We start from the raw sequence: 23981 nt of genomic DNA, 5'->3' as shown, positions 1-23981 counted from the left end.
CGAACCTGCCGTGGTACACCGGCCTGTCGAGACACGTCAGGACCTGGGTCGATGGGGTAGCCGGTCGTCCGGGCGCGCTCGCGCACGGGACGACCGCGACGAGGAGAGCCGCATGTCCGTGGACGGATCCGCGCCGAGCGCGCCCCTCGATGAGCTGATCGCGCCGCCGCCCGACATCATCCTGCGGTCCGGGGACCTGGCGGACGCGGGCGCCTCCGTCGTCGCCGTGCCCCTGTCGGCGGGCGCGGACGGCCCGGTGTTCGACGAGGCCGCCGGTCGGATCGCCGGCGGGCTCGGGGTGCGGCTGGAGCGCCTGCTCGAGACCGAGTCGCCGCGCGGCGACGCCGGATCGGTCCTGACGGTGCCGTTGGCCGGCGGGGACGGTCCGGTCAGCCGGCTGCTCGTGCTCGGTGTCGGCGCGGGGACGCCGGCGGACTGGCGGGCCGCGGGTGCGGCGCTGGCGCGCCGGGCGGCCTCGGGTGCGCGCCTCGCGCTGATCGCCGGTCCGTCGTCTCCCGAGACGCTGCGCGCGTTCGGGGAGGGTGTCGCCCTCGGGTCCTACCGGGTCGCCAGCCTGCTCGACCGCACCGGCCATCCCGGTCGGCCCGCTCCGCCCGGCGACGGCGACCCGGCCGCCGTCGACCCTGCCGCGGAGAGGGCGGGCCCGGCGTCCACCGGCTCGGTCGAGGCCGCCGCCTCGGCTGGCGGGGCCTCATCCGCCGCGGCGGATGAGGCCGCGACCGCCGCGGCGGATGAGGGCGTGGCCGGCGCCGTGCAGCTGCGCGAGGTCGTCGTCCTCACCGAACTCGCCCGGGATCCGCGGGCCCGGGATGCGGTGCGGGCGGCGCGCGCGGTGGGCGTCGCGGTCTGCCTCGCCCGGGATCTGGTGAACACGCCGAGTCTGGTGAAGTCGCCGCAATGGCTCGCCGACCAGGCGGTGCGCATCGCGACCGCCGCCGGCCTCGCTGCGACCGTGCTGACGCCGGCCGAGCTGGCCGAGCAGGGATTCGGTGGGCTCGGGGCGGTCGGCCGCGGCTCGCCGCGACCGCCGCGGCTGGTCCGCCTCGAGTACGCCGGGCCGACTCCGGCCCCGCCGTCCGGGTCGTCCGGTTCTGCCGCGACGCCGCCGGGCGATGGGCGCTTCGCGGACGGGCACCGGGTCCTCGTCGGGAAGGGCATCACGTTCGACTCCGGCGGGCTGTCGCTCAAGCCGGCCGGGTCCATGGTCGGGATGAAGACCGACATGGCGGGCGCGGCCGCGGTGCTCGGCGCGATGACCGCGCTGCCCGCGCTGCGGGTGCCGGGCCGGGTGACCGGCCTGCTGTGCCTCGCGGAGAACATGATCGGCGGCTCGGCGATGCGTCCGGGTGACGTGATCACCTGCTGGGGCGGGACGACCGTCGAGGTGCTCAACACCGACGCCGAGGGTCGCCTGGTCCTGGCCGACGGGCTCGCCTATGCCGCCGGCGAGCTGGGCGCGGACGTCATCGTCGACCTCGCGACGCTCACCGGCGCGATCTCCGTCGCGCTCGGCCGGCGCACCGCCGGCCTGTTCAGCTCGGACGACGCCCTGGCCGGGGCGCTGTCCACCGCGGCGGGCAGCGCCGGCGAGCAGGTGTGGCGCCTGCCGCTGACGGAGGACTACCGGGCCGCGCTCGAGTCCCCGGTGGCGGACCTGGCGAACATCGGCCGGGCGATGGAGGTCGGCGGGGGCTCGATCACGGCGGCGCTGTTCCTGCGCGAGTTCGCCGGCGGGCTGCCGTGGGCCCATCTCGACATCGCCGGCACCGCGCGCGCCGACTCCGACGACGGTGAGATCAGCCGCGGCGGCACCGGCTGGGGGGTGCGGACCCTGCTGAGCTGGCTCTGCGCGCCCGTGGACGTTCCCACCGCGGCATCCGGCGTCACCTCGGCCGGCTGACGTCCGCCGTCCGCCCCGGCAGCACCCCCGTCACCCGCCCGCCCGGTCAGGGCGCGCGGTGACGCGCCGAGCTGGCGGCGAGCCGCGTGCGGGCCCAGCGCAGGCTGTTGTGCTCGGGCATGACCGCGGGCCAGCCGGCCAGCGCGTCCTCGACCGCGGCCCGGTCCGCGACCGCGAGGACCTCGACCCGCAGCTGCGCGACGTCCGCCTGGTCGACGCGCAGCTGGTCGAGGTAGCGGGCGAGGATGCCGCCGGGGTGCGGTTCGCGCACCGTGTAGATCTCCTCGGTGTCCGCGACCCAGCTGAGCCGATAGGTGCTGTGCTTGTCCTGCTGGTCCGTCCAGCCGTCACCGAACGGGATCTCGGCCGACGACTGCCGCCGAGGGTCCGCGGCGTAGAACTCCCGGATGTTCATGCCCCTTCCCTCCCCGCCGGAAGGCCGGCGGTAACCGGACCGGGTCAGGCGGACAGCCGCCGCAGTACCGTCTCGTAGCCCTGCGCCTGCGCGTCGGTCAGGACAAGGGACACCCGCAGCACCACGGCTCCCTGGACGTAGACGTGCTCGGTGACGAGCGTGTTCTCGGCGGTGACGGTGAGCAGTCTGGCGGCTCGGTGCCGGGCGGCCGTGGCGCTGGCGAACACCTCCACGGCACCGCCGCGCTCGATCGCGCCCCGGGGTGCGCCCGCCACCTCGTTGCTGCCCACCCGGGGATCGCTGAACGCGACCCGGCTGGTGTACCCGCCGGCCCGGCCCAGCAGGTGGTCGGGGTCGGTGCCGGCCGTGTAGACGACGGTGGTGCGCAGCGGCAGCCCGGCCGCGGAGAGCCTGATCGCGACCTCCTCGGCGGTGAGCCCGGACAGCCCGCCGCCCGCCGCCGAGGACGGCGCCGCCGTCGCGGGCCCGCCCTGCTGGGACGTCGGTGCGGTCGGCGTGACCGGGGCGGGCGACGCCGAGGTCTCGGTGGACGGCGCGGGGCGTGCTCCGCCCGCCGGTCCGACCAGGTGGTTCAGCGCGTAGCCGGCGGCCCCGGCCAGCACCGCCACGATGACGATCGCGGCGACGTAGGGCAGCAGGCTGTCCCGGGAGGTGGGCGGCGGCGTCGCCCGCGGCGGGGGGCCACCGGTGGACGGCGGAACGTACGCCCCACCGCTCCCGTACGCCGCCCGGCCGCCGTACTGCCCGCCGCCGAAGCCGGCGGCACCCGTGGCCGCCCGGCCGCCGATCGCGGGGATCATCCCGGTCGGGGCGTTGCTGTCGTCCTGTACTCCGCCACGGTCGATGCCGCGCGTCGGGGCGCCCTGGAACGAGCCGCCGCGGGCCATGGCGCCGCGCGGGGATCCGCCGCGGGCGGGCGCGCGCTCGCCGGCCCCGACGCCACGCCCGGGCGGCGTGTCGACCCGGTCGTCGACGGACAGGCCGGTCCTGCCCGTGCCGTACGGGTCAGGGCCGCGTCGGCTCGTGCCATACCAGGTCGGGTCGTAGGAGCCCGTCCCGTACGGGTCGGCCCCGTAGGGGACGTCGTCGTGCTCGCTGATGCCGTCCGCGCCGGACCCGGATGGGCCGCGGGCGGGCGCGGCCTGCCAGCCGCGCTCGCCGGGCCGGTCAGACCGGCCATACCGGTCGCCGCCGCCCCGGCCGGCGTGATCGTACCGGTCGCTCCCGCCGCGCGGGTCGGTGCGATCCTGGCCCGCGTCGTACCGCCCGCGCGGGTCGAATCCCGTGCCCTCGCCCGACCCGTGCCGCGCGCCATGGTCGTCGAGCGCGCCATGGTCGTCCCGTGCGTCGTGGTCGTCCCGTGCGTCGTGGTCGTCTGGTGGGGCGTAGTCGTCTCGTGGGGCGTAGTCGTCCCGGGCGCCGTGGGCATGGCGCGGGCCGTAGCCGCCGCGGGATCCGGGCCCGCGGTCGGCGCGGTATCCGTCGTACGGGTCAGGCGCGCCGTCGTGCTCGTGGCCGTCCCACCGGTCGGACTCCTCGTAGGGGTCGCGCTCGCGGTAGGAGCCGCGGCCGTCGTAGTCGCGCCCGCCGCCGGCGCCCCCTGAGCCCGTGCCGCCGCGTGGGGCGCGAGCGGGGGGTCCGCCGCGGGGAACGTCCGGATACGGCTCGTGGGGACCGTGCGGGCCGGCGTCGCGGCCCTGTCCACGGCGGGAGGGAGTCCGGTCGTCGACGTCGACGGGGCCGCCGAAGTCGTCGTAGCGCCGGTGTTCCCGGGCCGCCGGTGCCATCCACTCCCCAAGGCATCGATTTGTCACGCTTGAGGGCACCTTACGCGCCCGGTCGAACGCACCCCCGGCCAATCACGGGCTGGCGAGGATCGGATGCGTCACGGAACACGCCGTGCCCAACCCGCGCCGGACGCCAGCCCCACCGGGATGGGCCCGCACCGCCGGCTGGCCCGTTCGCCCGCCCCCGCGGCCCCCGGGCGGGGTCCCGCGTCCCCTAGCCGACGGGGGACGAACTCGCGACCACCGCGACCAGCAGCCCACCGCCGGTGGTGAGCAGCATCTGGGTCAGGCGGATGTCATCGCGCACCGCGGTCGCCAGCTCGCGCACCGCGGTCGCGTCGGGGCTGCGAATGGCCGGATCGGTGGCCTGGCCGCTGGCGAGGACGCCCGCGAAGACCACGACACCTCCCGGCCGAAGCAGCCGTAGCGCCTGCGTGAGGTACTCGCTGCCCTCCCGGCGGTCGGCGTCGCAGAAGACGAGATCGTAGGCGCCGTCGGTGAGCCGGGGCAGCACGTCCAGGGCGCGGCCGGTGATCAGCCGGGAGCGGCCCGGCGCCATTCCGGCGTCCGCGTAGGTGCGCCGGGCCAGGCGAAGATGCTCGGCCTCGACGTCGATGGTGGTCAGGGTTCCGTCGGGCCGCATCCCGCGCAGCAGCCAGGTACCGGAGACGCCGGTACCGGTGCCGATCTCGACGACCGCGCGGGCGCCCACCGCGGCGGCGAGGAAACGCAGGACCGCGCCGGCGCCCGGACTGACCGGGACGATCCCGACCTCCTCGGCGCGGGCGCGGGCAGCACGAAGGATCGGGTCTTCCAACAGGAAGCCCTCGGCATAGGCGGCGGCCGAGTCGAGCGCGCCGATGTCTGTCTCCGGCATGACATCCGCAGCCTACGGGAACGGGAGAGGACAGAGGCGCGTTCACCTTGTCGACGTACATCGTGTCGAGGATCGAGTCGACCATCGAGGGGAGAAACATCGGTGTCCGCAGCGGGATTCGCCGCTCCCTGGCCGGGGCGTCGGGTACGTTCGACGCGAACCGACCGAGAGGCGGCCGTGGCTGCGCAGGACTCCGGGGCGGGTTCCGACGCCACCGGCGCCGCCGCCACCACCTCAGACGCTTCCGGTTGGGTGCCCCCGTCCTGGGAGGATGTGGTCCGGGAGCACGGGAACCGGGTGTACCGCCTGGCCTACCGCCTCACCGGCAACGCCCATGACGCGGAGGACCTGACCCAGGACGTCTTCGTCCGCGTGTTCCGTTCCCTGGCCGACTACACCCCCGGCACCTTCGAGGGATGGCTGCACCGGATCACGACGAACCTCTTCCTCGATCGGATGCGTCGCCAGCAGAAGATCCGTTTCGACGCTCTGCCGGAGGACACCGAGCGGCTCGCCGGCCGGGAGGCCAGTCCCGAGGCCGTCTACGCCGAGGCGCATCTCGACGCGGACGTGGAGGCGGCGCTCGCCGCGCTGCCGCCCGACTTCCGGGCCGCGGTGGTCCTGTGCGACATCGAGCAGCTGTCCTACGAGGAGATCGCCCAGACCCTGGGCGTCAAGCTCGGCACGGTCCGCAGCCGTATCTCGCGAGGTCGGGCGATGCTGCGTGCGGCGCTCGCCGATCGGGCGCCGCGTACCGCCGACGGCATGCTGATGGCCGCGGAGGGTGATGGCGTCGACGGCGCCCTCGCGCCCCCGGCCGCCGCGGCCGCGCAGCGGGCCGGGGTGGACTCCGACCAGACCGCCGCCGCGCCCGGCTATCGGCGCGATCGTGATGATGGGCGAGGCAGGATCGGGCGACGGCGTGGTGCCGTGCCCGCTGGCGGCAAGGGCGGTGCTCCGGCGGAGCGACCCGCGTGACCGAGCATCTCGGCAAGCGGATCTCGCCCCTCATCGACCACCAGCTCGATCATGACGCACGGGACCGGGCGCTCGCCCACCTGGCGGTCTGCATGCCGTGTCAGCGGGAAGTCGCCAACCTCCGCGCGGTCAAGGCGCGGCTGACGGGCCTGCGGGACCCGGTGCTGCCGGACGCCGTGACGGCCCGACTGCTGGGCATCGCCGTCCCGCCCACGCCGTCCATCCCCGCCACGCCGGCCAACCGCCGCCAGGCGGACCACGGCCGTTCCCTGCCCGCCCCGACGGGCCCCGCCGGCCAGCCGGTGCTGCGGGAAGGCGCGGGCGGGCAGCGCGTGGCGCGGCGCGAACGGGTGGCGCGCGGCGAGCGGACCGCGTGGGGCGAACCAGGGGCGTCCGGCGAGGCGGGCGCGCCCGCTGAGCCGACCGTCTCGCGTGGGCATGCCAGACGTGCGCCCTTCGGGCCCGGTGGCCCGCCGCGGCGGCCCGCGGCGGGGTCACCGGCCCGGCGGCCCGCGTCCGGCCGGCCCGGCGGCGGCCCGCCGGCGGGCGGTTCCCGGGGGCGTGCGCGCCGGCCGGCGCCGCGGCGAGCCGGCCGCCCTCGGACGACCCTGCGCCGCACCCTGCTCGGCTCCGCCGCTCTCATCGTGCTCGCGATGACCGGCGCCGCCGTCGCGGACGGCAGCGGCGGCGCGCGGCCCGGTGGATCCGTCGCGGTGCCGACCGTGACCTCGGTGGTCGCGCCCGGCACGTCGACGGGCGGGTCCCTCCGGCTGCTTCCGGTGTTGATGCCGATGAAGGTTTCCCTGCGCCGTTGAGGCCGCGGTGGATGCCCATTTACCGGTTCACCTCGCTGGAACGCCGGAGAAACACCGGTTGACCGATCATGATGACCAGGGTGCCTCCGTTCGGGGACGTCCGCGCTGATCCGGGCACGCACACCGGCGCGATCCGCCGGATCGGCGCTGGCGAGCAGGATTCTCCGGCCCGCCGCGGCCCGCCGGGCACAGTTCACCGATACCCGAGAAGTCTTTTTCCGGCCGTTCCGCAGGAGAGGTCTCCTCTGGCGTGAACTAAGGCTTTACCGTGTTACCCGCTTGGAGTTCGTCGCGCGGGCCCTCCCAGGATGGAACCGGTTGCCGGTGTTCCGCCGTGTCGCGTGACGTGCCGGGCCGGGAGGGTCGTGTGGACGGCAACGACAGCGAGGCGGCGATCATGAACCGGTTCGTGGCGCCGGTGAGGCCCCGGCGCCTCGAACGGTCCTCCCCGGTCCTCGCCGCGCCCGAACAATCCGACGACGCCGGTGACCCGCCCGTCAGAAGGGAGCCCATCGCCCGGGAACCCGCCGCCCCGGCCGAACCCGCCGGCCACGGCTCGTCGGATCGGCCGTCGGATCGGCGGATACCGGACGATCAGGACGACGCCGGGGACGACCCAGGCCGGAGCAGGGCCGCGAAATCCGGCGGGTCGGGCCCGGCCGGCAGCGCGGACGCCGCGGAGCGCGCGGTCACGCCGCCCCAGGGAAGATCCCGCCGCGAGGACACCGGGCGCGCGGCCGGCGCCGTGCGATCGGCGGACGAGGAGACCATTCCGTCCGTCTCCGCAGCGGTCCCCGCCCACCCGCCGCGCGAGTTCCCCGCGTCCACGCCGGCGTCGTCGCGCCAGCCAGCGTCCTCGTCCCAGTCGGCGTCCTCGCCGCTGTCGGCTCCGTCCACCAAGCCGGCCCCGTCCACCAAGCCGGCCCCGTCGGTCCAGCCGGGCCCGTCGTCGGTCCAGCCGGCGTCATCCGCCGCCTCGCCTGGCCCGTCGGGACCGCAGGCCGCGCCCAGACCCGTGGCCGCGCCCCGACGCGTGGCCGGGTCCGGACCGGCAGCCGAGCCCAAGCCGGCGGCCGAGCCCGGACCGGCGGCCGAGCCCGGCGCCACCTCCAGCTCGCCGACGGACGCCCGGTCCGACTCCCCGCCCCCGACCTCCGCGCCGCCCGAGCCCACCCGGACGTCGGCGGCCCGGGCCTCGTCGGGAGCGTCCACGACCGCTTCGGCGGAGCCGCGCTCGCCGGTTCCCGGGTCCTCGCCGGGCGGCAGCTCCTCGCGGGCGCCGCAGCCGGTGGACCGCGACGTGGACCTGCCGGGAGCACGCCGGCCGGTCCGCCGGCCACCCGTACCGCCGCCGGGAGAGGGCGGGCACCGCCCGGCGCAGGGCGCCCGGCACGCACGGCACTCCGGCCGGGCGGCAGGGGCCGGCGCCGGTGGCCAACCCGTCGGTGCCGACGGGCGGGACAGGGCCGGCCGGAACGGTCGGGCCTGGAGCCTGCGGGCCAGTGCCGAGCGGGTGGGACCCACCGCGTTCGGGCCGGGCGCCGCTGGAGCGTCCGCGACGGCGAGCCGGGTGGAGCGGCCCGCCGCCGCATCCCTGCTCGAACCGGTGGCGGAGGCCGGCAGCGGTGGCGTGACGCTCACCATGCTGCGTGGCCAGCCGTCGCAGCGACCCGGCGCCGGCGGCGCCGACCGGCACGCGGCGCCGTCGCTGGTCCGGCCGGCTGACGGCGCGGGGGAGCGTGGCCCGGACGGGCGGCCGCCGTCGCGCGGGATCGGGGAGCTGGCCGGTCGACCGATCATGCTCGGGCGCCGGGCACTGGTCGCCTGCGTGCTCGCGGCGGGACTGTTCGGCGGTGGCATCGGCGGCCTCGCCGTGGCGGTCACGACCGGGGACACGTCGACTCATCCGGCGAAGACGCTGGACATCGGCAACCCGGCCCCGGTGACCCAGCGCGAGACCGTGGCCGCGGTCGCGGCGGCGGCGCTGCCGACCGTGGTGACGATCGACGTCGGCGGGGGCGGCGACGACGGCAGCGGCGGAACCGGGTCCGGCATCATCCTCAGCTCGGACGGCTACATCCTCACGAACAACCACGTCATCGCGCCCGCGGTCGCGGCCGGCAGCCCGATCTCGGTACGGCGCTATCAGGAGTTCGGTCAGATCCAGGCCCAGGTGGTCGGCCGGGACCCGCAGACCGACATCGCCGTGCTGCGCATCCCCACCACGTCCCCCCTCCCGGCCGCGAAGCTGGGCCGCTCCGGCTCGCTGGTGGTGGGAACGCCGGTGGTCGCGATCGGGGCGCCGCTCGGCCTGTCCGGCACGGTGACGACCGGAGTGGTCAGCGCACTGGACCGCAACCCGACCGTGCCGGGGGAGAACGGTGCCGCGCCCGCGGTGCTCATCGGCGCGATCCAGGTCGACGCGGCGATCAACCCGGGCAACTCCGGCGGGCCGCTGCTCGACTCGCTCGGGCAGGTCGTCGGGATCAACGCGGCGATCGCCGCGGTGCCCGGTCACGAGGAGCAGACGCAGAGCGGCAACATCGGCGTGGGTTTCGCCATCCCGATCGACTTCGCCCGCTCGGTGGCCCAGGAGATCATCTCGACGGGGCGCGCGACGCACCCGACGGTCGGCGCCTCCGCTGCCACGGTCACCGACGGCGAGGCAGCCGCGGAGCGGACCGTGCCCGGCGCGCGCATCGTCGCCCTCATGCCGGACGGCGCGGCGGCGCGCGCGGGACTGCGCGTCGGTGATGTGATCACCGGGCTCGGCACGAGCACGATCCGCGGGACGAACGATCTCAACGTCGCGGCCCGCCTGCACCGGGTGGGTGATCGGGTGAAGGTCACCTACGTGCGCGGCGGCGTCACGCAAACCACCCAGATGACGCTTCAGGAACAACAGGGCTGAGCGTTCGACACCTGTTCGTTGCCAGAGCGTCCTTCGTGGCAACAGCGGGAGAGGTACGCTCAGCCGGTGTTCAACGGTGTTGGATGGGGTGAAGTCGCTGTCCTGCTGCTGATCGGGCTGTTCGTCTTCGGCCCCGACCGGCTGCCCAAGGCCGCCCGGGATGCTGGCCGTATGCTCCGCCAGCTCCGCCAGACGGCGAACGGGATGCGCAACGACCTGCGTTCGGAGCTCGGGCCGGAGTTCGCCGATCTCGACATCCGGGACCTGCACCCCAAGACCTTCGTCCGCAAGCACCTGTTCGAGGACGAGCCGCTGCCGCCGTACCTGACCAAGCGCAGCTCGCTGGACGCGCTGCTGCTCGGTGAGGACACGCCGGCCCCGCCGTCGCTGACGAAGTCCTCGCTGCCGCGGGACACGGCCGCCGGACGTCCCGCCGCGGAAGCGCCCGCGCCGGCCACGCCGCCGGCCCTGCTGTCGAAATCCAGCCCGCCGAAGGCTGTCGCCGCTCCCCGGGCCCTGCCCGCCCAGCCCGCCGGCCCGCAGTCGGACGCGGGCGCCGCCCCGTTCGACGCCGACGCCACCTGAGCCTTCCCAGCGGCGTCCTCGCGGTCAGGCGTCCGCCAGGCCACGGCCGTTGTGATCTGTCGCGTAGATCGTCACGCCTGCCTGTGTGCTGACGACGAACGGCTCTGCGCCGCGGCTGCCGGTGTCACCCTTCCAGCGGCGGTCCGTCCTGAACCGTCCTCTGGAAGGGTGCGGGGCGATACGGCGTCAGGGCGGGGTCAGCGGCCTGCGGGGGTGAGGTTGAGACTGCGGCCGGCGAGGCCACGGGAGCGGTAGGTCAGCCGGTCGGCGACGGCGCGCAGCGCCTTGCTGGCCTCGCTGTCGGGCTCGCTCACGACGAGCGGAACACCGTTGTCGCCGCCCTCGCGCAGCCGGACGTCCACCGGAACCTGGGCGAGCAGCGGCACGTCGTGCCCGAGGACCCGGGTGAGGCGCTCGGCCACCGCCGCGCCGCCGCCGGAACCGAACACGTCCACCCGCTCGCCGCAGTGCGGACAGGGCAGCCAGGCCATGTTCTCGACGACGCCGACGACGTTCTGCCGGGTCTGCACCGCGATCGTCCCGGCCCGCTCGGCGACCTCCGTCGCGGCGAGCTGCGGCGTCGTGACGACCAGCAGCTCCGAGGACGGGACGAGCTGCGCCAGCGAGATGGCGATGTCCCCGGTCCCGGGCGGCAGGTCCAGCAGCAGGACGTCGAGGTCGCCCCAGAAGACGTCGGAGAGGAACTGCTCCAGGGCGCGGTGCAGCATCGGGCCCCGCCAGGTGACGGGCTGGTTGCCACGGGTGAACATGCCGGTGGAGATGACCCGGACCCCGTGGGCCTGGGGCGGCATGATCATCTTTTCGACCTGCGTCGGTGGCCGGTCGATGCCGAGCATCCGGGGAACGGAGTGGCCGTAGATGTCCGCGTCGAGCACACCCACGGACAGCCCCGAGCGGGCCATCGCGGCCGCCAGGTTGACCGTGATCGAGGACTTGCCGACGCCGCCCTTGCCGCTGGCGACGCCATACACCCTGGTCATCGACCCCGGTTGGGCGAACGGGATCATCTTGGGCGCGACGCCGCCGCGCAGCTTCGTGTGCAGGGCCGTGCGCTGCTCGTCCGTCATGACCTGCAGGTCGACCCGGACGGCGCGCACCCCCGCCACGGCGCTGACGGCGTTGCTGACGCGGTTGATGATCTCCTCGCGCATCGGGCAGCCGGACACGGTGAGCAGCACCGTGACGTCGACGGAACCGTCGTCGAGGACGTGGACCGACGAGACCATGTCCAGCTCCGTGATGGGGCGGCCGATCTCGGGATCGTGCACCGTCGCCAGAGCCGACTGGATCGCGTCGGAGGAAGGCCGGGATGGGGACAAGGGAAACCTCAGTCACTGATTGGCATCAGATGCGGCCCCGGGGCCGCCTGTAGGTCCACGATAGCCCGCGGCGCGCCCATCAGCGTTTGGTCGTCGCCCGGGTGTGCGCGGCCCGACTCCGCATCCCCGTCGCAGACGCCCGGACCATGAGGTATCGGCTGATCCCACCGCAAAATGACAGCGGTCCGTCGTGCCTGTCGCATAGCTGACGAAATCGGCCGGCTGACTGACCTGACCTGGATTGTTGGGGGACGTGGGGGCGGCGTCCGGCGGCCGAGTCAGGGCGCCGAACCGGACCGGGGGGCGGCATAGGCTGACTGAGGCGGCACCGGGAGGGCGCGATCATGGTCGAGCGGGTGGTCGAACAGATGGTCGGCGCCAGTTCGGAGACCGACGCGGACTGGGTGGACGAACGCGGGATGCGCGCCTGGCGGTCCCTGCTACAGGCCCACGCCCGGGTCACCCGGGTGCTCGAAGCCGAGCTCGACGCGGCGCACCGCCTGCCGCTGGCCTCCTACGACGTCCTCGTCCAGTTGTCCGAGGCGCCCGACCGGGAACTGCGGATGAGTGAACTCGCCGAGGCAGTGCTGCTCTCGCGCAGCGGGCTGACCCGCCTCGTCGACCGGATGGAGCGCGAGGGGCTGGTCGCCCGCCGGCCGAGCCCGGCCGACGCTCGCGGCACGCTCGCCACGCTCACCCAGGCCGGCTTCGAGCGGCTGCGTGCCGCGTCCGGCACGCATCTGAAGGGGGTCGGCAGGCACGTGCTGTCCCACTTCAGCCGGACCGAGCAGGAACAGCTCGCCGAGCTGCTCGGGCGCCTCAGCGGACCGCTTCCCGGCGACTCCGTCGACCAGGGCTGCGGTCAGCGCGCCCGGGCCTCCGGGCGGGAGTGCCTGAGCAGCCGGGAGTCTGAGCAGCCGGGAGTCTGAGCATCAGGGCGTCTGATCTCAGAGGCGTCTGCGGACCAACGCGTCCGCGGACAGCCGGTCCCAGTGGGGATGCGTCCGCGAGGTGGGGGACGGCCGCCCTCGGCGCCGATGTCAGACGGTGATGGGGACGGCGCCGGTGGCGGCGGTGACGAGGCGTTCGTAGGCGTCCGGGCTGGTCGTCTCCGCGGCGAGCGGCTGCGGCTTGCTGCTGCCGTGGTAGTCGCTGGACCCGGTGGGGATCAGATCGAGGTCGGCGGCGAGCCGGCGCAGCCGGCGCCGCTCGTCCGCGTCATGGTCGGGATGATCGATCTCCAGGCCGGCAAGTCCCGCCCGGGCCATCCGCTCGATCACGTCCGGACCGACGGTGACGCCGCGGCGGCTCGCGAACGGGTGCGCGAAGACGCTGACCCCGCCCGCGCCGCGGATCAGCCGCAACGTCTCCCAGACGTCCGGCTGCGTCTTGCCGACCCAGTACGGGCCGCCGGCGCCGATCCACTCCCGGCTGAACGCGGCCGACACCGACGGCACCAGCCCGGCCTCGACCAGCGCCGCGGCGACGTGCGGGCGCCCCACCGTGCCGGCGGCGAGCGCACTGACCCGCTCCCAGGTCACCGGGTGCCCGTCGGCGGCGAGCAGGTCGACCATCTGGCGGGCGCGCACCGCCCGGTGGTCGCGCACCGCGGCCCGCACAGCCGCGAACGCCGGCTCCGCCTGGTCGAAGAGGTAGGCGAGCACGTGCAGCGACACCGAGCGGCCGCCCGTGTCCACGAAACAGGAGATCTCCGCGCCCGGTACCAGGGTCAGTCCCGCCGGCAGCGCGGCGGCGGCGCGGCCGAGGCCCGCCGTCGTGTCGTGGTCGGTCAGCGCGATGACGTCGAGTCCCGAGTCCGCGGCGAGCCGGACCAGGTCCGCCGGCTCGACCAGGCCGTCCGACGCGGTGGAATGGGTGTGCAGGTCGATCCTCACCCACCCATGCTGGCAGCACGGCCCGCCGCGGCGCATCGATCCGTGTGCGATACCGCCCCGACCGTCCCCCAGCCGGGTCGGCTACAGGTCGAGGCCGGTGAGGACGAGGACGCGCTCCTCGGACAGGTCGGTCATCGCCGAGCGCACGCCCTCCCGCCCGATGCCGGAGCCCTTCGTGCCGCCGTAGGGCATCTGGTCCGCCCGGTAGGACGGGACGTCCCCGACGACCACACCGCCGACGACGAGCTCCCGGTGCGCCCGGAAGGCCGTGCCCAGGTCATGAGTGAACACGCCGGCCTGCAGGCCGAACGCGGAGTCGTTGATCCGGGCGAGCCCCTCGTCGAGCCCGTCGACGGACTCGACGACGATGACCGGGCCGAACACCTCCTCGCGCACCACCCGCGCGGCGTCGGGCACGCCCGTGAGCACGGTCGGCGCGAGGCTCGCGCCCGTGCGAGTGCCGCCGCAGACCAGCGTCGCCCCGGCCGCGACCGCCTCGCCGATCCACTGCTCGACCCGCTCGGCCGCGGCGACGTCGACGAGCGGGCCGACGTCGGTGGCGGGGTCGGTCGGGTCGCCGTCGCGCAGCGCCCGCACCGCCGTGACGATCTCGCCGAGCAGCTCGCCGTACAGGCCGTGGTCGGCGTAGACGCGCTGCACGGCGATGCAGGACTGACCGGCCTGGTAGTTGGCGAACAGCGCGATCCGCCCGGCGGCGCGCGCGAGGTCGCCCGGAGCGTGGAAGTCGGGCGCGACGAGCACCGCGCCGTTGCCGCCGAGTTCGAGCACGACGTGCTTGCGCGGCACCGCGTCGCGGATCGACCAGCCGACCGGACCCGATCCGGTGAACGACACCACCGGCAGCCGCGGGTCGGCGACCAGCCCGCCGACCCGGTCGTTCGGGACGGTCAGCACCGACCAGGAACCCTCGGGCAGGTCGGTGCCGGCGAGCAGGTCACCGAGGAACAGCGCGGACAGCGGCGTGCGCGGCGCCGGCTTGACGATGATCGGCGCGCCGATCGCGAGCGCGGGCGCGACCTTGTGGGCGACCAGGTTCAGCGGGAAGTTGAACGGGGTGATGCCGAGCACCGGCCCGCGGGGGAAGCGGCGGGTCAGCGCCAGCCGGCCATCCCCGGTGGGGTCGGTGTCCAGCCGGGTCAGCTCGCCGGCGAAGCGCCGGGCCTCCTCGGCACCCCAGCGAAACGTCGAACTGGCTCGGGCGACCTCGGCCCGGGCCCAGGTCAGCGGCTTGCCGCTCTCGGCGGTGATGAGCCGCGCGAGCTCGTCCCCGCGCCGGGCGATCTCCTTCGACACGTGGGCGAGCGCCGAGGCCCGCACATGCGCCGGCAGCCCGGACAGCCGGGGCGCCACCTCGACCGCCGCCGCCACCGCCCGCTCGACCTGGTCCGCCTCGGGCTCGGCGACGGTCGCGACCACGGCCCCGTCATACGGATGGCGGACCTCGAAGGTCGAGGAGCCCCGCGCCCGCTCGCCGGCCAGCCAGAACGGGGTGACGTCAGCCATCGAGGCCACCGCGGACGGCTGGTGCCGGCCTCACCGCTGGTGTCGGCCTCACCGCTGGTGTCGGCCTCACCGCTGGTGTCGGCATCGTCGCCGTCATCCCACTCGTCGCCATCAACGGTCATCCTAGGCGCTTCCCGGCGGCCATCACCGTGACGCGCCGTTGCCGTGCCTGTCGTCGCGGTGTGGTCGCCACCCTCGTGCGCGCGGCGGCGGTGGGTCCGGCGGTGGCGCTCGCTGGACGCGGCACCGGGACTGACGGATCGTGACGGGGTGGCCGCGCGGCGGCGGGCGTCGGCCGCCCGCGCACGCCTGCGCGGACCGGCCCCGGAGCCCAGGAAGAGGTGGCGAATGAGCTCCCCGAGCATGCCGGAGCGGGGCGGCCCGGGGCTGCCGCAGGCGCTCCGGCTCGTCACCGAGATCCCCGGGCCGCGCTCGCGGGCACTGGCCGCCCGGCGATCGGCCGCGGTCGCCCGCGGGGTGGGCGCGACGATGCCGGTCTACGCGTACGCCGCCGGCGGCGGGATCCTCGTCGACGTCGACGGCAACGCGCTGATCGACTTCGGTTCCGGCATCGCCGTCACCGGCGTCGGCAACGCCGCGGACGAGGTGGTCGCGGCCGTGCGCGAGCAGGTCGGCCGGTTCACCCACACCTGCTTCATGGTCACGCCGTACGAGGGGTATGTGGCGGTCTGCGAGGCGCTGAACCGGCTCACGCCCGGCGACCACGAGAAGCGTTCGGCGCTGTTCAACTCCGGTGCCGAGGCCGTCGAGAACGCCGTCAAGATCGCCCGGTCGGCGACCGGGCGCGACGCCGTCGTCGTCTTCGAGCACGCCTACCACGGGCGGACCAACCTGACCCTGGCGATGACGGCGAAGGCGATGCCGTACAAGGCCGGCTTCGGCCCGTTCGCGCCGGAGATCCACCGGATGCCGCTCGCCTACCCGTACCGCTGGCCGACCGGGCCGGAGCACGCCGGCGAGCAGGCGGCGACCCGGGTGATCGAGATCATCCGGGACGAGATCGGCGCGGGGGCGGTGGCCGCGCTGGTCATCGAGCCGATCCAGGGCGAGGGTGGGTTCATCGTGCCGGGCCACGGGTTCCTGCCCCGGCTCGCGGAGTTCTGCGCGGCCGAGGGCATCCTGTTCGTCGCCGACGAGGTGCAGACGGGGTTCGCCCGCACCGGCGCGATGTTCGCCTGCGAGCACGAGGGGATCGTCCCGGACCTGATCGCCACCGCGAAGGGCATCGCCGGCGGGATGCCGCTGTCGGCCGTCACTGGACGGGCGGAGATCATGGATGCTCCGCAGGTCGGCGGGCTGGGCGGTACCTATGGCGGAAACCCGGTGGCCTGCGCGGCGGCGCTGGCGGCGATCGAGCTGGTCGAGTCGGCGGACCTCGCGGGACGGGCCCGGCGTATCGGCGAGCTCGCGCTGCCGCGGCTGCGCGCGCTCGCCGCGCGCCATGACGCCGTCGGGGATGTGCGCGGCCGCGGCGCGATGCTCGCCGTGGAGCTGGTTCGCGGCGGCGGTGACGACACCCCGGACCCGGCGCTGACCTCGGCGGTCGCGGCGGCCTGCCATCGTCGCGGCCTGATCGTGCTGACCGCGGGGACCTGGAACAACGTCCTTCGTCTGCTGCCCCCGCTGGTCATGCCGGACGAGCTGCTGCTGGCCGGGCTCGACATCCTCAGTGGCGCCTTCGCCGAATGCGCACGGTGACGACGGCCGCGTCGTACCCGGCTGTTCGGCACATCTGTGCTGGTGGGACGGTTGCTCGTGATAGGCGGTGGGAACAGTCGTCACGGAACCGTCGAAGTCCGGCGGTCGCGTCGACCTGACTCACACGGAGGCGCTCGGTGACCACTGCCGCGGCCTGTCCTCGCTGTCTCGGCCCGCTCCGCCCACCGGATCTGTGGAGCAACCAGTACCGCTGCGACGACCACGGGGAGGTGAATCCCTACCGCGCGGCGGCGTCCTCCCGCGAGCAGGCACTGCACGCACTGGCCACGAGCGCGACGGTACCCGTGTGGCTGCCGGAGCCGATGCCGGTGCACTGGTACGTCAGCGGGGTCGGCTGGGCCGGCGACGACCGCACCGGGCCGCGGGCGACCGCGCTGGCGATCGCGGGTCCCTCGCCGCTCGGCGGGCCGGCGGAGGTGGTGCTGGTCGCCGAGTCGCCGGGGATCGGCCTGGCCGCGCGGCTCGCCGGCATCGCGGGTCCCGATCCGGCGGCGCTGCCGGGCGCCGCGGAGGCGAAGGTCGAGGCCGCCGGGCATCCGACCGCGATGTGGCCGCTGGCCGTGCCGCCCGACCGGGCGGCGTTCGTCGGGGAGGCACGCGGGGTCTGGCTGTGGCTGGTCCTGTGGCCGGCCGACGCGGCGCTGCTGCTGATGGAGCACCTCGAGCTGCGCGACCTGCGGGACACCCCGGAGCTCGGCGACCGGGTGTTCTTCGGCGCGGCCAGCGCGCATCTGACTGGCGGGCCCGCCGCACTGCGGTGACGCGGCCCCCCGTGGCCGTACCCTGATCCGATCCAGCGGGGTCGGGGAGAGGTACGAGGCCAGCATGACACAGCGTCCGTCCGTCGCCGCCGGGTCGGTGCCGAGCGGCTCGGCGGCCAGCACGACCGCCGGGCCGTCGCCGGGGCCTGTCCAGGGTGTCCAGGAGCTCCCGCGGGGCGGGGCTGTACCCGCCCGGGCGGTCGACCGGGGGCGGCTCACGGTGGTCGTCAACCCGAGTGCGGGCCGCGGGCGGGCGCTGCGGCTGCTCGGCGGTGTGTGCGCGCAGCTGTCCCACTGGGCGGCGGACGTGCGGGTGGCGCCGACCCGGAGCCTCGACCACGCCGGCGAGCTCGCCGCCGCGGCCAGCGCGCAGGGACGGGTGGTGGTCGCGCTCGGCGGGGACGGCCTGGCCGGCGCGGTCGCCGGGGCGGTGGCCGCGGCGGGCGGGGTGCTCGCCGTCCTGCCCGGCGGACGGGGCAACGACTTCGTGCGTGGGCTCGGCCTGCCCGACGACCCGCGCCGCGTCGCCGCCGAGCTCGCGCGCGCCCGGGAGGTGCGGATCGACCTGCCCGAGGTCGACGGGCGGCCCTTCCTGGGCATCGCGAGCGTCGGGTACGACTCCGACGTGCAGGTGATCGCCGACCGGGCGCGGCTGCTGCGGGGTCGGCATGTCTACACCTACGCGGCGCTGCGGGCGCTGGCGGCGTGGCGACCGGCGCGGTTCACCGTCACGGTGGACGACGAGGCGCCGCGTGAGCTGCGCGGTTGGACGGTCGGCGCGGCGAACGCGCCGTGCTACGGCGGCGGGATGCGCTTCGCGCCGGACGCCGACCTCACGGACGGGCTCGTCGAGGTGGTGCTGATCTCACACACCTCCCGGCTGACCTTCCTGGCGCTGTTCCCGCGGGTGTTCTCCGGGCGGCATGTGCACACCCGGCATGTGCGGGTGCTGCGCGGCCGCCGCGTGCGCGTGGAGGCCGACCGGCCGTTCGCCGTCTACGCCGACGGCGATCCGCTGGCGACGCTGCCCGCGACCGTCGAGGTTCGTCCCTCGGCGCTGCGGCTGCTCGTGCCGACCACGGCGACGGTGCCGGTCGCGGACAGTCTGCCCGGCTGAGCGGGTTGTCCACAGCTGGCGAACGTGCGTTCGACAGGCCGGCCTGACCGACCTACTGTCGGGCCATGGTCATCGTCGGCTCGTGGCACGGCGCCGTCCTTGTCGTCCTCGCCGCCCTCGCCGCGTCAGGGCGTCTCGGCTTCGCGCTCACCCGCGCGCGCCGGGGTGAACTCGGGGCTCGTGTGGAGATCGCCCGCCCCGGCGAGTTGTGGATAGTGAACGTCGAACGCGGGGCGCTCGGAGCGGATCCGCGGCAGGGAGTGGAAGTTGTGCCGGGGCGGTGGGCACGAGGTCGCCCATTCCAGCGAGTTGCCGAAGCCCCAGGGGTCGTCGACGGTGGCGAGTGGCCCGCGCCGGTACGAGTGCCACAGGTTGTACAGGAACGGCAGCGTGGACAGCGCCAGCAGGAACGAGCCGGCGGTCGAGAACGTGTTCAGGGTGGTGAAGCCGTCCCGCGGGCCGTAGTCGGCGTAGCGCCGGGGCATGCCGCGCAGGCCCAGCCAGTGCTGCACCAGGAACGTGGCGTGGAAGCCGAGGAAGACCGTCCAGAAGTGGACCTTGCCGAGGCGGTCGTTCATCATCCGGCCGGTCACCTTCGGGAACCAGAAGTAGGTGCCGCCGAACGCCGCGAACACCACCGTCCCGAACACCACGTAGTGGAAGTGTGCGACGACGAAGTAGCTGTCGCTGACGTGGAAGTCGATGGGCGGGCTGGCCAGCAGCACGCCGGTGAGCCCGCCGAACAGGAAGGTCACCAGGAAGCCGAGGCAGAACAGCATCGGCGCCTCGAAGGTGAGCTGCCCGCGCCACAACGTGCCGATCCAGTTGAAGAACTTGATGCCGGTGGGCACCGCGATGAGGAACGACAGCAGGGCGAAGAAGGGCAGCAGCACGGCACCGGTGACGAACATGTGGTGCGCCCACACCGCGATCGACAGCGCGCCGATCCCGATGGTCGCGAAGACCAGCCCCTTGTAGCCGAACAGAGGCTTGCGGGAGAACACCGGCAGCATCTCGCTGATGAGCCCGAAGAACGGCAGCGCGATGATGTAGACCTCGGGGTGGCCGAAGAACCAGAACAGGTGCTGCCACAGCAACGCCCCGCCGTTCACCGCGTCGAACACGTGCGCCCCGAAGCGCCGGTCCGCCTCCAGCGACAGCAGCTGCGCCGCGAGCACCGGGAACGCGACGATCACCAGGATCGACGTGACCAGGAACGTCCAGCAGAAGATCGGGATGCGGAACATCGTCATGCCGGGCGCGCGCAGGCACAGCAGCGTCGTGATCATGTTGACGGCGCCGAGGATGGTGCCGAGTCCGGAGACCACCAGACCGAGGATCCACAGGTCGCCGCCCGGCATCGGCGCGTACGCCTTGCTGTTGAGCGGCGCGTAGGCGAACCAGCCGAAGTCCGCCGCCCCGTCCGGGGTGAGGAAGCCGGAGATGACGGTCAGCCCGCCGAACAGGAACAGCCAGTACGACAGCGAGTTCAGCCGGGGGAAGGCGACGTCCGGGGAGCCGATCTGCAGCGGCACGAGCAGGTTCGCGAAGGCGAAGGCCAGCGGCGTCGCGAACAGAAGCAGCATGAGCGTGCCGTGAATCGTGAACAGCTGGTTGTACTGCTCGTTGGAGAAGAACTGCAGCCCCGGCCGGGCGAGCTCGGCCCGCATCATGACGGCCAGCACCCCGGCGAACAGGAAGAACCCCATCGACGTCACGAAGTACATGACCGCGATGTCCTTGTGCGACGTCGTGCGCAGATAGCCGAGCAGGCTTGTGCGCGGCCGGCTGTGCGCCGTGACGATGTCCTCCGGGGTCCGGCCCGCCGCGCCCGCGGGCCTCTCGACGATCGTCACGCGCGGCTCCCGGGTGTGGACGGCGGTCGGGCGGCACCTGGTCATAGTGTGACCGAAGCTATGCGGAGCGTAGCATCGCCATGCGTGTTCGCGGCCCGATCCGCTGGCGGTCGGGAGCGGCCCGGCAGGTCAGGCGGGCTGGGCGGTCGGGATGCCGTCCTCGACCACGTAGATGGCGTCGGTGGTGACGGGGGAGTCGCGGCTGGAGAGATCGGTGACGGTCCGCATCTCGGCGCGGCACTCCTGCGGCGTGATCCGGATGCGGGTGTAGCCGCGCCGGTCACCGCGGAAGTAGCGGACGTGCGGGTTGAGCCGGTCGTTGTTCGCGCGGACGAAGTCGTCGGAGACCAGGAAGAACGCCGAACTGATCGACGTGCAGACGAACTCGGCGGCGACCGCTGGCGTCTCCGGCCGGTCGAAGTCGACCCGCAGGTCGTTCACCCAGGCGCAGTGCAGGTCCCCGGACAGCACGATCGGATTGCTCGCGTGGCTGTCGCGGACTCCGGACAGCAGGCGGCGGCGGTAGGGGCGGTAGCCGTCGTTCTGGTCCAGGTTGGTCAGCAGCTGCCCCGATCCGGCCGGCAGCTGGCCGTCGAGCTGCGCCATCATCGTCTGCTGCGCGATGATGTTCCACCGCGTGCGCGACGCGTCGAGGCCCGCGCGCAGCCACCGCTCCTGCTCGGCGCCGGCCATGGTGCCGGCGGTGTTGTCGGCGCCGAGCGCCGCTGCGCCGATGCCCTGCGGTGCCGGCTCCGGCACCGGGGTGCGGTACTGCCGGGTGTCCATCACGTTGAACGTGACCAGGCTGCCGAACGTCAGCCGCCGGTAGATCCGCAGATCGGGGGAGCCCGGATTGAGCTGCGCGCGGATCGGCATGTGCTCGTAGTACGCCTGGTAGGCCGCGGCGCGTTGGCGGGCGAACGCCGCCGGGTCCTGGTGACGCGCGCCGGTGTCGCCGGCCTCGTCGACGAGCCCAGCGTAGTTGTTCTCCACCTCGTGGTCGTCCCAGGTCACGATCCACGGCGCGGCCCGGTGCGCGGCCTGCAGGGCCGGGTCGGCCTTGTACTGGCCGTAGCGGTCGCGGTAGTCGGCGAGCGTCTGCAGCTGGTCGAGGCCCGGGGTCCGCGGCGTGGTGTGCCGGCGGTCCGGGAAGCGGCTGTCCGGGTCGTACTCGTAGATGTAGTCGCCGACGTGCACGACGAGGTCGGGATGATCGGCCGCGATCGCGTCGAACGCCGCCCAGTAGCCGTTCTGGAAGTCCTGGCAGGACGCGAGGGCGAAGCTGAGCTGCCCGCTGGCCGCCTGCGGGCCGGAGCCGGGCGCGGCCGCCGTGCGGGTGCGCCCGACCGGGCTGAGTACCGTGCCGGCGCGGAACCGGTAGAAGTAGTCGTGCCCGGGATCAAGCCCGCGGACGTCGACATGCACCGAGTGCGCGTACGCGGCCTGCGCGTTCTGGGTGCCGGCGCGCACCACCGAGCGGAACGACTCGTCCGTCGCGATCTGCCAGTCGACGGGGACGTCGCGGGCCGGCATCCCCCCGCCCTCGGTGGGCTTCGGCGCCAGTCTCGTCCACAGGATCACGCCGTCGGGCAGCGGATCCCCGCTGGCCACCCCGACACCGAAGACGCCGTCGGCCACCCCCGGGATCGGGGTCGGTGCTCGCAGCGTCGGCGCCGGGGTCGGTGCCGTGCCGCCCGAGCCGCCCCAGGCCGGGGGGCCCGCCCGCCGCCGCCACCGCGCCGCCGAGCCCCACCCCTCCGAGCAGCAGCGTCCGCCGGTCCGGCTGGCCCCGCCCCGCGACACCCCGCCGCGGGCCGGTCGGCCCCGGATCTGGCGGCGTCGTCGCGGGTCACGCGCCTATAAGACCAGTACGCCCGGATCGCCGGAAGGGAGTTCGCTCACATCCGCAGGTCGACCTCGCGGCGGGTCGGGTCGCGCAGGTCGGTGCCGGCGGCGAGCCAGCGCTGATGCAGCGTCTCGGGGCCGTGGACGCGCTTGAAGGCGGCCTCGTTCGCGGTCATCGGCAGCAGCGGCAGGAACCGGACCGGCGCGGCCGGCGCGGGCAGCTCCAGGTCGGGGATCAGCCCACCCGGCTCGCCGACGAGGACGGCGGTGAAGGGAGCGCCGTCCCACAGTGGCTCGCCGAGGTCGAGCGCCGCGCCGGGGCTGATCGGGCGGCCGTCCACCACGGGGATCGCCGCGAGCACGGCGAGGCGGCGCAGCACGCTGTCGCGCCGGCCGCGCAGCGAGAGGACCAGCTCGGCGCGGGGCCCGGCCGGATCCCGCACCGCCGAGGCGGCCGCCGTCATCGGTTCCGTGGACATCCCGAGGCTCAGATAGCGGACGAAGCCGTCCCGGTCGGGCCCGAAGCGCAGGACCTCGATCTGTTCCGTGCCGAGGAAGGTCACTGCGGCGCGGCCGGTGTCCGGGCCGAACACGGCCGCCGCGTGCCGCTCGACCGGACCGCGCACCTCGATGTCGCTCACCGGACCCCCGCCGCACGTCTCATGGCATCGATCGTAGGGTCGGCGCAGGTGCGGGCGCGGCGCCCGGGGTGGGAACCGACGCGCCCGGTGCGGGCGTTCGAGATGGTGCGTGACCTTGGAGGGGCTATGGGACAGGCGGGGCTATGGGACAGGTGCTGACGAAGGGCGGCAACGCGCCGCTGCCCACCACCGACGTCCGGGTCGAGATCGCCTCGTCGGTGTCGCTCGACATCGCCGCGATCCTCGTGACCGCCGCCGGCAAGGTGCGCACCGATGACGACTTCGTCTTCTTCAACCAGCCGACCGGACCCGGGGTGCGGCTGGTGCCACCGTCCGCGCTGGAGTTCAGCCTCACGGCCGTCCCCGCCGACATCGACAAGGTGGTCGTCACCGGCAGCCTCGACGGCAGCGGGCCGCAGACCTTCGCCGGCGTTCCCGGGCTCGGCATCGCGGTGCGCGACCCTCGCGGCGGTGCGGAGCTCGCCCGGTTCGACCCGTCCGGCCTCGGCACCGAGACGGCTCTGATCCTCGTCGAGCTCTACCGCCGCGCCGGCACGTGGAAGGTGCGCGCCGTCGGCCAGGGATACGCGACGGGCCTCGCCGGCATCGCCACCGACTTCGGGATCGCCGTCGACGATCCGGGCACCTCCGCGGCGCCGCCCGCCGCCGTTCCCAGCCCGCCGGCCGCCCCGCCCATGTCACCCCAGGGGCCAACGCCGCCTCACGGGCAGCAGTGGGCGCCCCCGCCCGCGCCGCCGATGCCGCCCGCGGCGCCGCCGATGCCCCCGGCCGCGCCGCCGCACCCGGCAGCCGGCCAGCAGTGGGGCCCGCCGCCGCCCGCAGGCGCGCCGCAGTGGGGGGCGCCGCCTGGCCAGCAGTGGGGCGGCCCCCCGCCCGGCAAGAGGCCAGGGCGGTGGGGCCCGCCGCAGCCCCCGCCTGGCCAGCAGTGGGG

Annotated in this window: 19 protein-coding genes and 1 pseudogene; 10 read left to right on the top strand and 10 right to left on the bottom strand. The window is 74.7% G+C overall.

The genetic code is table 11. From position 1 onward, the window contains the following. Positions 1 to 112: 112 nt before the first annotated feature. Positions 113 to 1921 (top strand): leucyl aminopeptidase family protein, encoded by a 1809-nt coding sequence (locus tag C1A33_RS18745; RefSeq protein ID WP_101832762.1) that lies wholly within the window; start codon positions 113 to 115, stop codon positions 1919 to 1921. Between the two features lie 46 nt (positions 1922 to 1967). On the opposite strand, the gene C1A33_RS18740 is transcribed toward C1A33_RS18745, so the two are convergent. From C1A33_RS18740 to C1A33_RS18730, 3 genes are all read right to left on the bottom strand, one after another. Further along, entirely contained in the window at positions 1968 to 2336 is a 369-nt protein-coding gene (locus tag C1A33_RS18740) for a hypothetical protein (RefSeq protein WP_101832761.1), read from the bottom strand. Positions 2337 to 2380: 44 nt separating this feature from the next. Further along, a complete protein-coding gene (locus tag C1A33_RS35805; RefSeq protein WP_207770374.1) occupies positions 2381 to 4144 on the bottom strand; it encodes a hypothetical protein in 1764 nt (587 codons plus the stop codon). A 214-nt stretch (positions 4145 to 4358) separates the two neighbouring features. Continuing rightward, positions 4359 to 5021 carry an O-methyltransferase gene (locus C1A33_RS18730; protein WP_101832760.1) on the bottom strand — a complete coding sequence of 221 codons (663 nt, stop codon included), beginning with the start codon at positions 5019 to 5021 and terminating at the stop codon, positions 4359 to 4361. A 177-nt stretch (positions 5022 to 5198) separates the two neighbouring features. Here C1A33_RS18730 and sigE point away from each other — a divergent pair, with 177 nt between their 5' ends. Together sigE and C1A33_RS18720 are read left to right on the top strand one after the other, a co-directional pair. After that, positions 5199 to 5999 (top strand): RNA polymerase sigma factor SigE, encoded by an 801-nt coding sequence (gene sigE, locus C1A33_RS18725; protein WP_243407705.1) that lies wholly within the window; start codon positions 5199 to 5201, stop codon positions 5997 to 5999. Further along, the gene (locus C1A33_RS18720; protein ID WP_101832758.1) at positions 5996 to 6814 is read left to right on the top strand and encodes an anti-sigma factor family protein; all 819 of its coding nucleotides are present in this window, start codon (positions 5996 to 5998) and stop codon (positions 6812 to 6814) included. The genes sigE and C1A33_RS18720 overlap by 4 nt, the downstream gene beginning before the upstream one ends. A gap of 594 nt (positions 6815 to 7408) precedes the next feature. On the opposite strand, the gene C1A33_RS18715 is transcribed toward C1A33_RS18720, so the two are convergent. Beyond that, on the bottom strand, positions 7409 to 8026 hold the full coding sequence (locus C1A33_RS18715) for a hypothetical protein (protein WP_101832757.1): 618 nt from the start codon (positions 8024 to 8026) through the stop codon (positions 7409 to 7411). Positions 8027 to 8102: 76 nt separating this feature from the next. On the opposite strand from C1A33_RS18715, the gene C1A33_RS18710 reads away from it, so the two are divergent. Continuing rightward, positions 8103 to 9725 carry a S1C family serine protease gene (locus tag C1A33_RS18710; protein ID WP_243407704.1) on the top strand — a complete coding sequence of 541 codons (1623 nt, stop codon included), beginning with the start codon at positions 8103 to 8105 and terminating at the stop codon, positions 9723 to 9725. Between the two features lie 66 nt (positions 9726 to 9791). After that, positions 9792 to 10310 carry a Sec-independent protein translocase protein TatB gene (tatB, locus tag C1A33_RS18705; protein WP_101832756.1) on the top strand — a complete coding sequence of 173 codons (519 nt, stop codon included), beginning with the start codon at positions 9792 to 9794 and terminating at the stop codon, positions 10308 to 10310. A 197-nt stretch (positions 10311 to 10507) separates the two neighbouring features. On the opposite strand, the gene C1A33_RS18700 is transcribed toward tatB, so the two are convergent. Then, complete coding sequence (locus tag C1A33_RS18700) at positions 10508 to 11650, bottom strand: Mrp/NBP35 family ATP-binding protein (protein WP_101832755.1); 1143 nt, start codon at positions 11648 to 11650, stop codon at positions 10508 to 10510. 344 nt (positions 11651 to 11994) lie between these two features. Between C1A33_RS18700 and C1A33_RS18695 the strand changes: the two genes are divergently transcribed. Beyond that, entirely contained in the window at positions 11995 to 12579 is a 585-nt protein-coding gene (locus C1A33_RS18695) for a MarR family winged helix-turn-helix transcriptional regulator (protein WP_101832754.1), read from the top strand. A gap of 111 nt (positions 12580 to 12690) precedes the next feature. Here C1A33_RS18695 and C1A33_RS18690 read toward each other — a convergent pair whose 3' ends face one another. Both C1A33_RS18690 and C1A33_RS18685 read right to left on the bottom strand, forming a co-directional pair. Further along, positions 12691 to 13581, bottom strand: a complete 891-nt coding sequence (locus tag C1A33_RS18690; protein WP_207770373.1) for a PHP domain-containing protein — start codon at positions 13579 to 13581, stop codon at positions 12691 to 12693. A 45-nt stretch (positions 13582 to 13626) separates the two neighbouring features. Then, positions 13627 to 15069, bottom strand: a complete 1443-nt coding sequence (locus tag C1A33_RS18685) for an aldehyde dehydrogenase family protein (RefSeq protein WP_101832777.1) — start codon at positions 15067 to 15069, stop codon at positions 13627 to 13629. 348 nt (positions 15070 to 15417) lie between these two features. Here C1A33_RS18685 and gabT point away from each other — a divergent pair, with 348 nt between their 5' ends. The 3 genes from gabT (at position 15418) to C1A33_RS18670 (ending at position 18687) form a co-directional block, all read left to right on the top strand. After that, positions 15418 to 16788 (top strand): 4-aminobutyrate--2-oxoglutarate transaminase, encoded by a 1371-nt coding sequence (gene gabT, locus C1A33_RS18680; RefSeq protein ID WP_101832752.1) that lies wholly within the window; start codon positions 15418 to 15420, stop codon positions 16786 to 16788. 137 nt (positions 16789 to 16925) lie between these two features. Continuing rightward, a complete protein-coding gene (locus tag C1A33_RS18675; RefSeq protein WP_101832751.1) occupies positions 16926 to 17570 on the top strand; it encodes a DUF6758 family protein in 645 nt (214 codons plus the stop codon). 64 nt (positions 17571 to 17634) lie between these two features. After that, positions 17635 to 18687 (top strand): diacylglycerol/lipid kinase family protein, encoded by a 1053-nt coding sequence (locus C1A33_RS18670; RefSeq protein ID WP_101832750.1) that lies wholly within the window; start codon positions 17635 to 17637, stop codon positions 18685 to 18687. A gap of 125 nt (positions 18688 to 18812) precedes the next feature. On the opposite strand, the gene ctaD is transcribed toward C1A33_RS18670, so the two are convergent. The 3 genes and pseudogenes from ctaD to C1A33_RS18655 form a co-directional block, all read right to left on the bottom strand. Continuing rightward, complete coding sequence (gene ctaD / locus C1A33_RS18665; protein ID WP_423748103.1) at positions 18813 to 20543, bottom strand: aa3-type cytochrome oxidase subunit I; 1731 nt, start codon at positions 20541 to 20543, stop codon at positions 18813 to 18815. A gap of 129 nt (positions 20544 to 20672) precedes the next feature. Then, a pseudogene (locus tag C1A33_RS18660) lies at positions 20673 to 22311 on the bottom strand (alkaline phosphatase D family protein). A gap of 130 nt (positions 22312 to 22441) precedes the next feature. Continuing rightward, on the bottom strand, positions 22442 to 23020 hold the full coding sequence (locus C1A33_RS18655; protein WP_101832775.1) for a suppressor of fused domain protein: 579 nt from the start codon (positions 23018 to 23020) through the stop codon (positions 22442 to 22444). A gap of 152 nt (positions 23021 to 23172) precedes the next feature. Here C1A33_RS18655 and C1A33_RS18650 point away from each other — a divergent pair. Next, a partial coding sequence (locus C1A33_RS18650) for a TerD family protein (protein WP_133150716.1) occupies positions 23173 to 23981 on the top strand: 809 nt, incomplete at its 3' end.

Source organism: Frankia canadensis (assembly GCF_900197875.1).
Taxonomy (GTDB): Bacteria; Actinomycetota; Actinomycetes; order Frankiales; family Frankiaceae; genus Frankia; species Frankia canadensis.
This window is presented reverse-complemented; position numbering and strand designations above follow the sequence as displayed.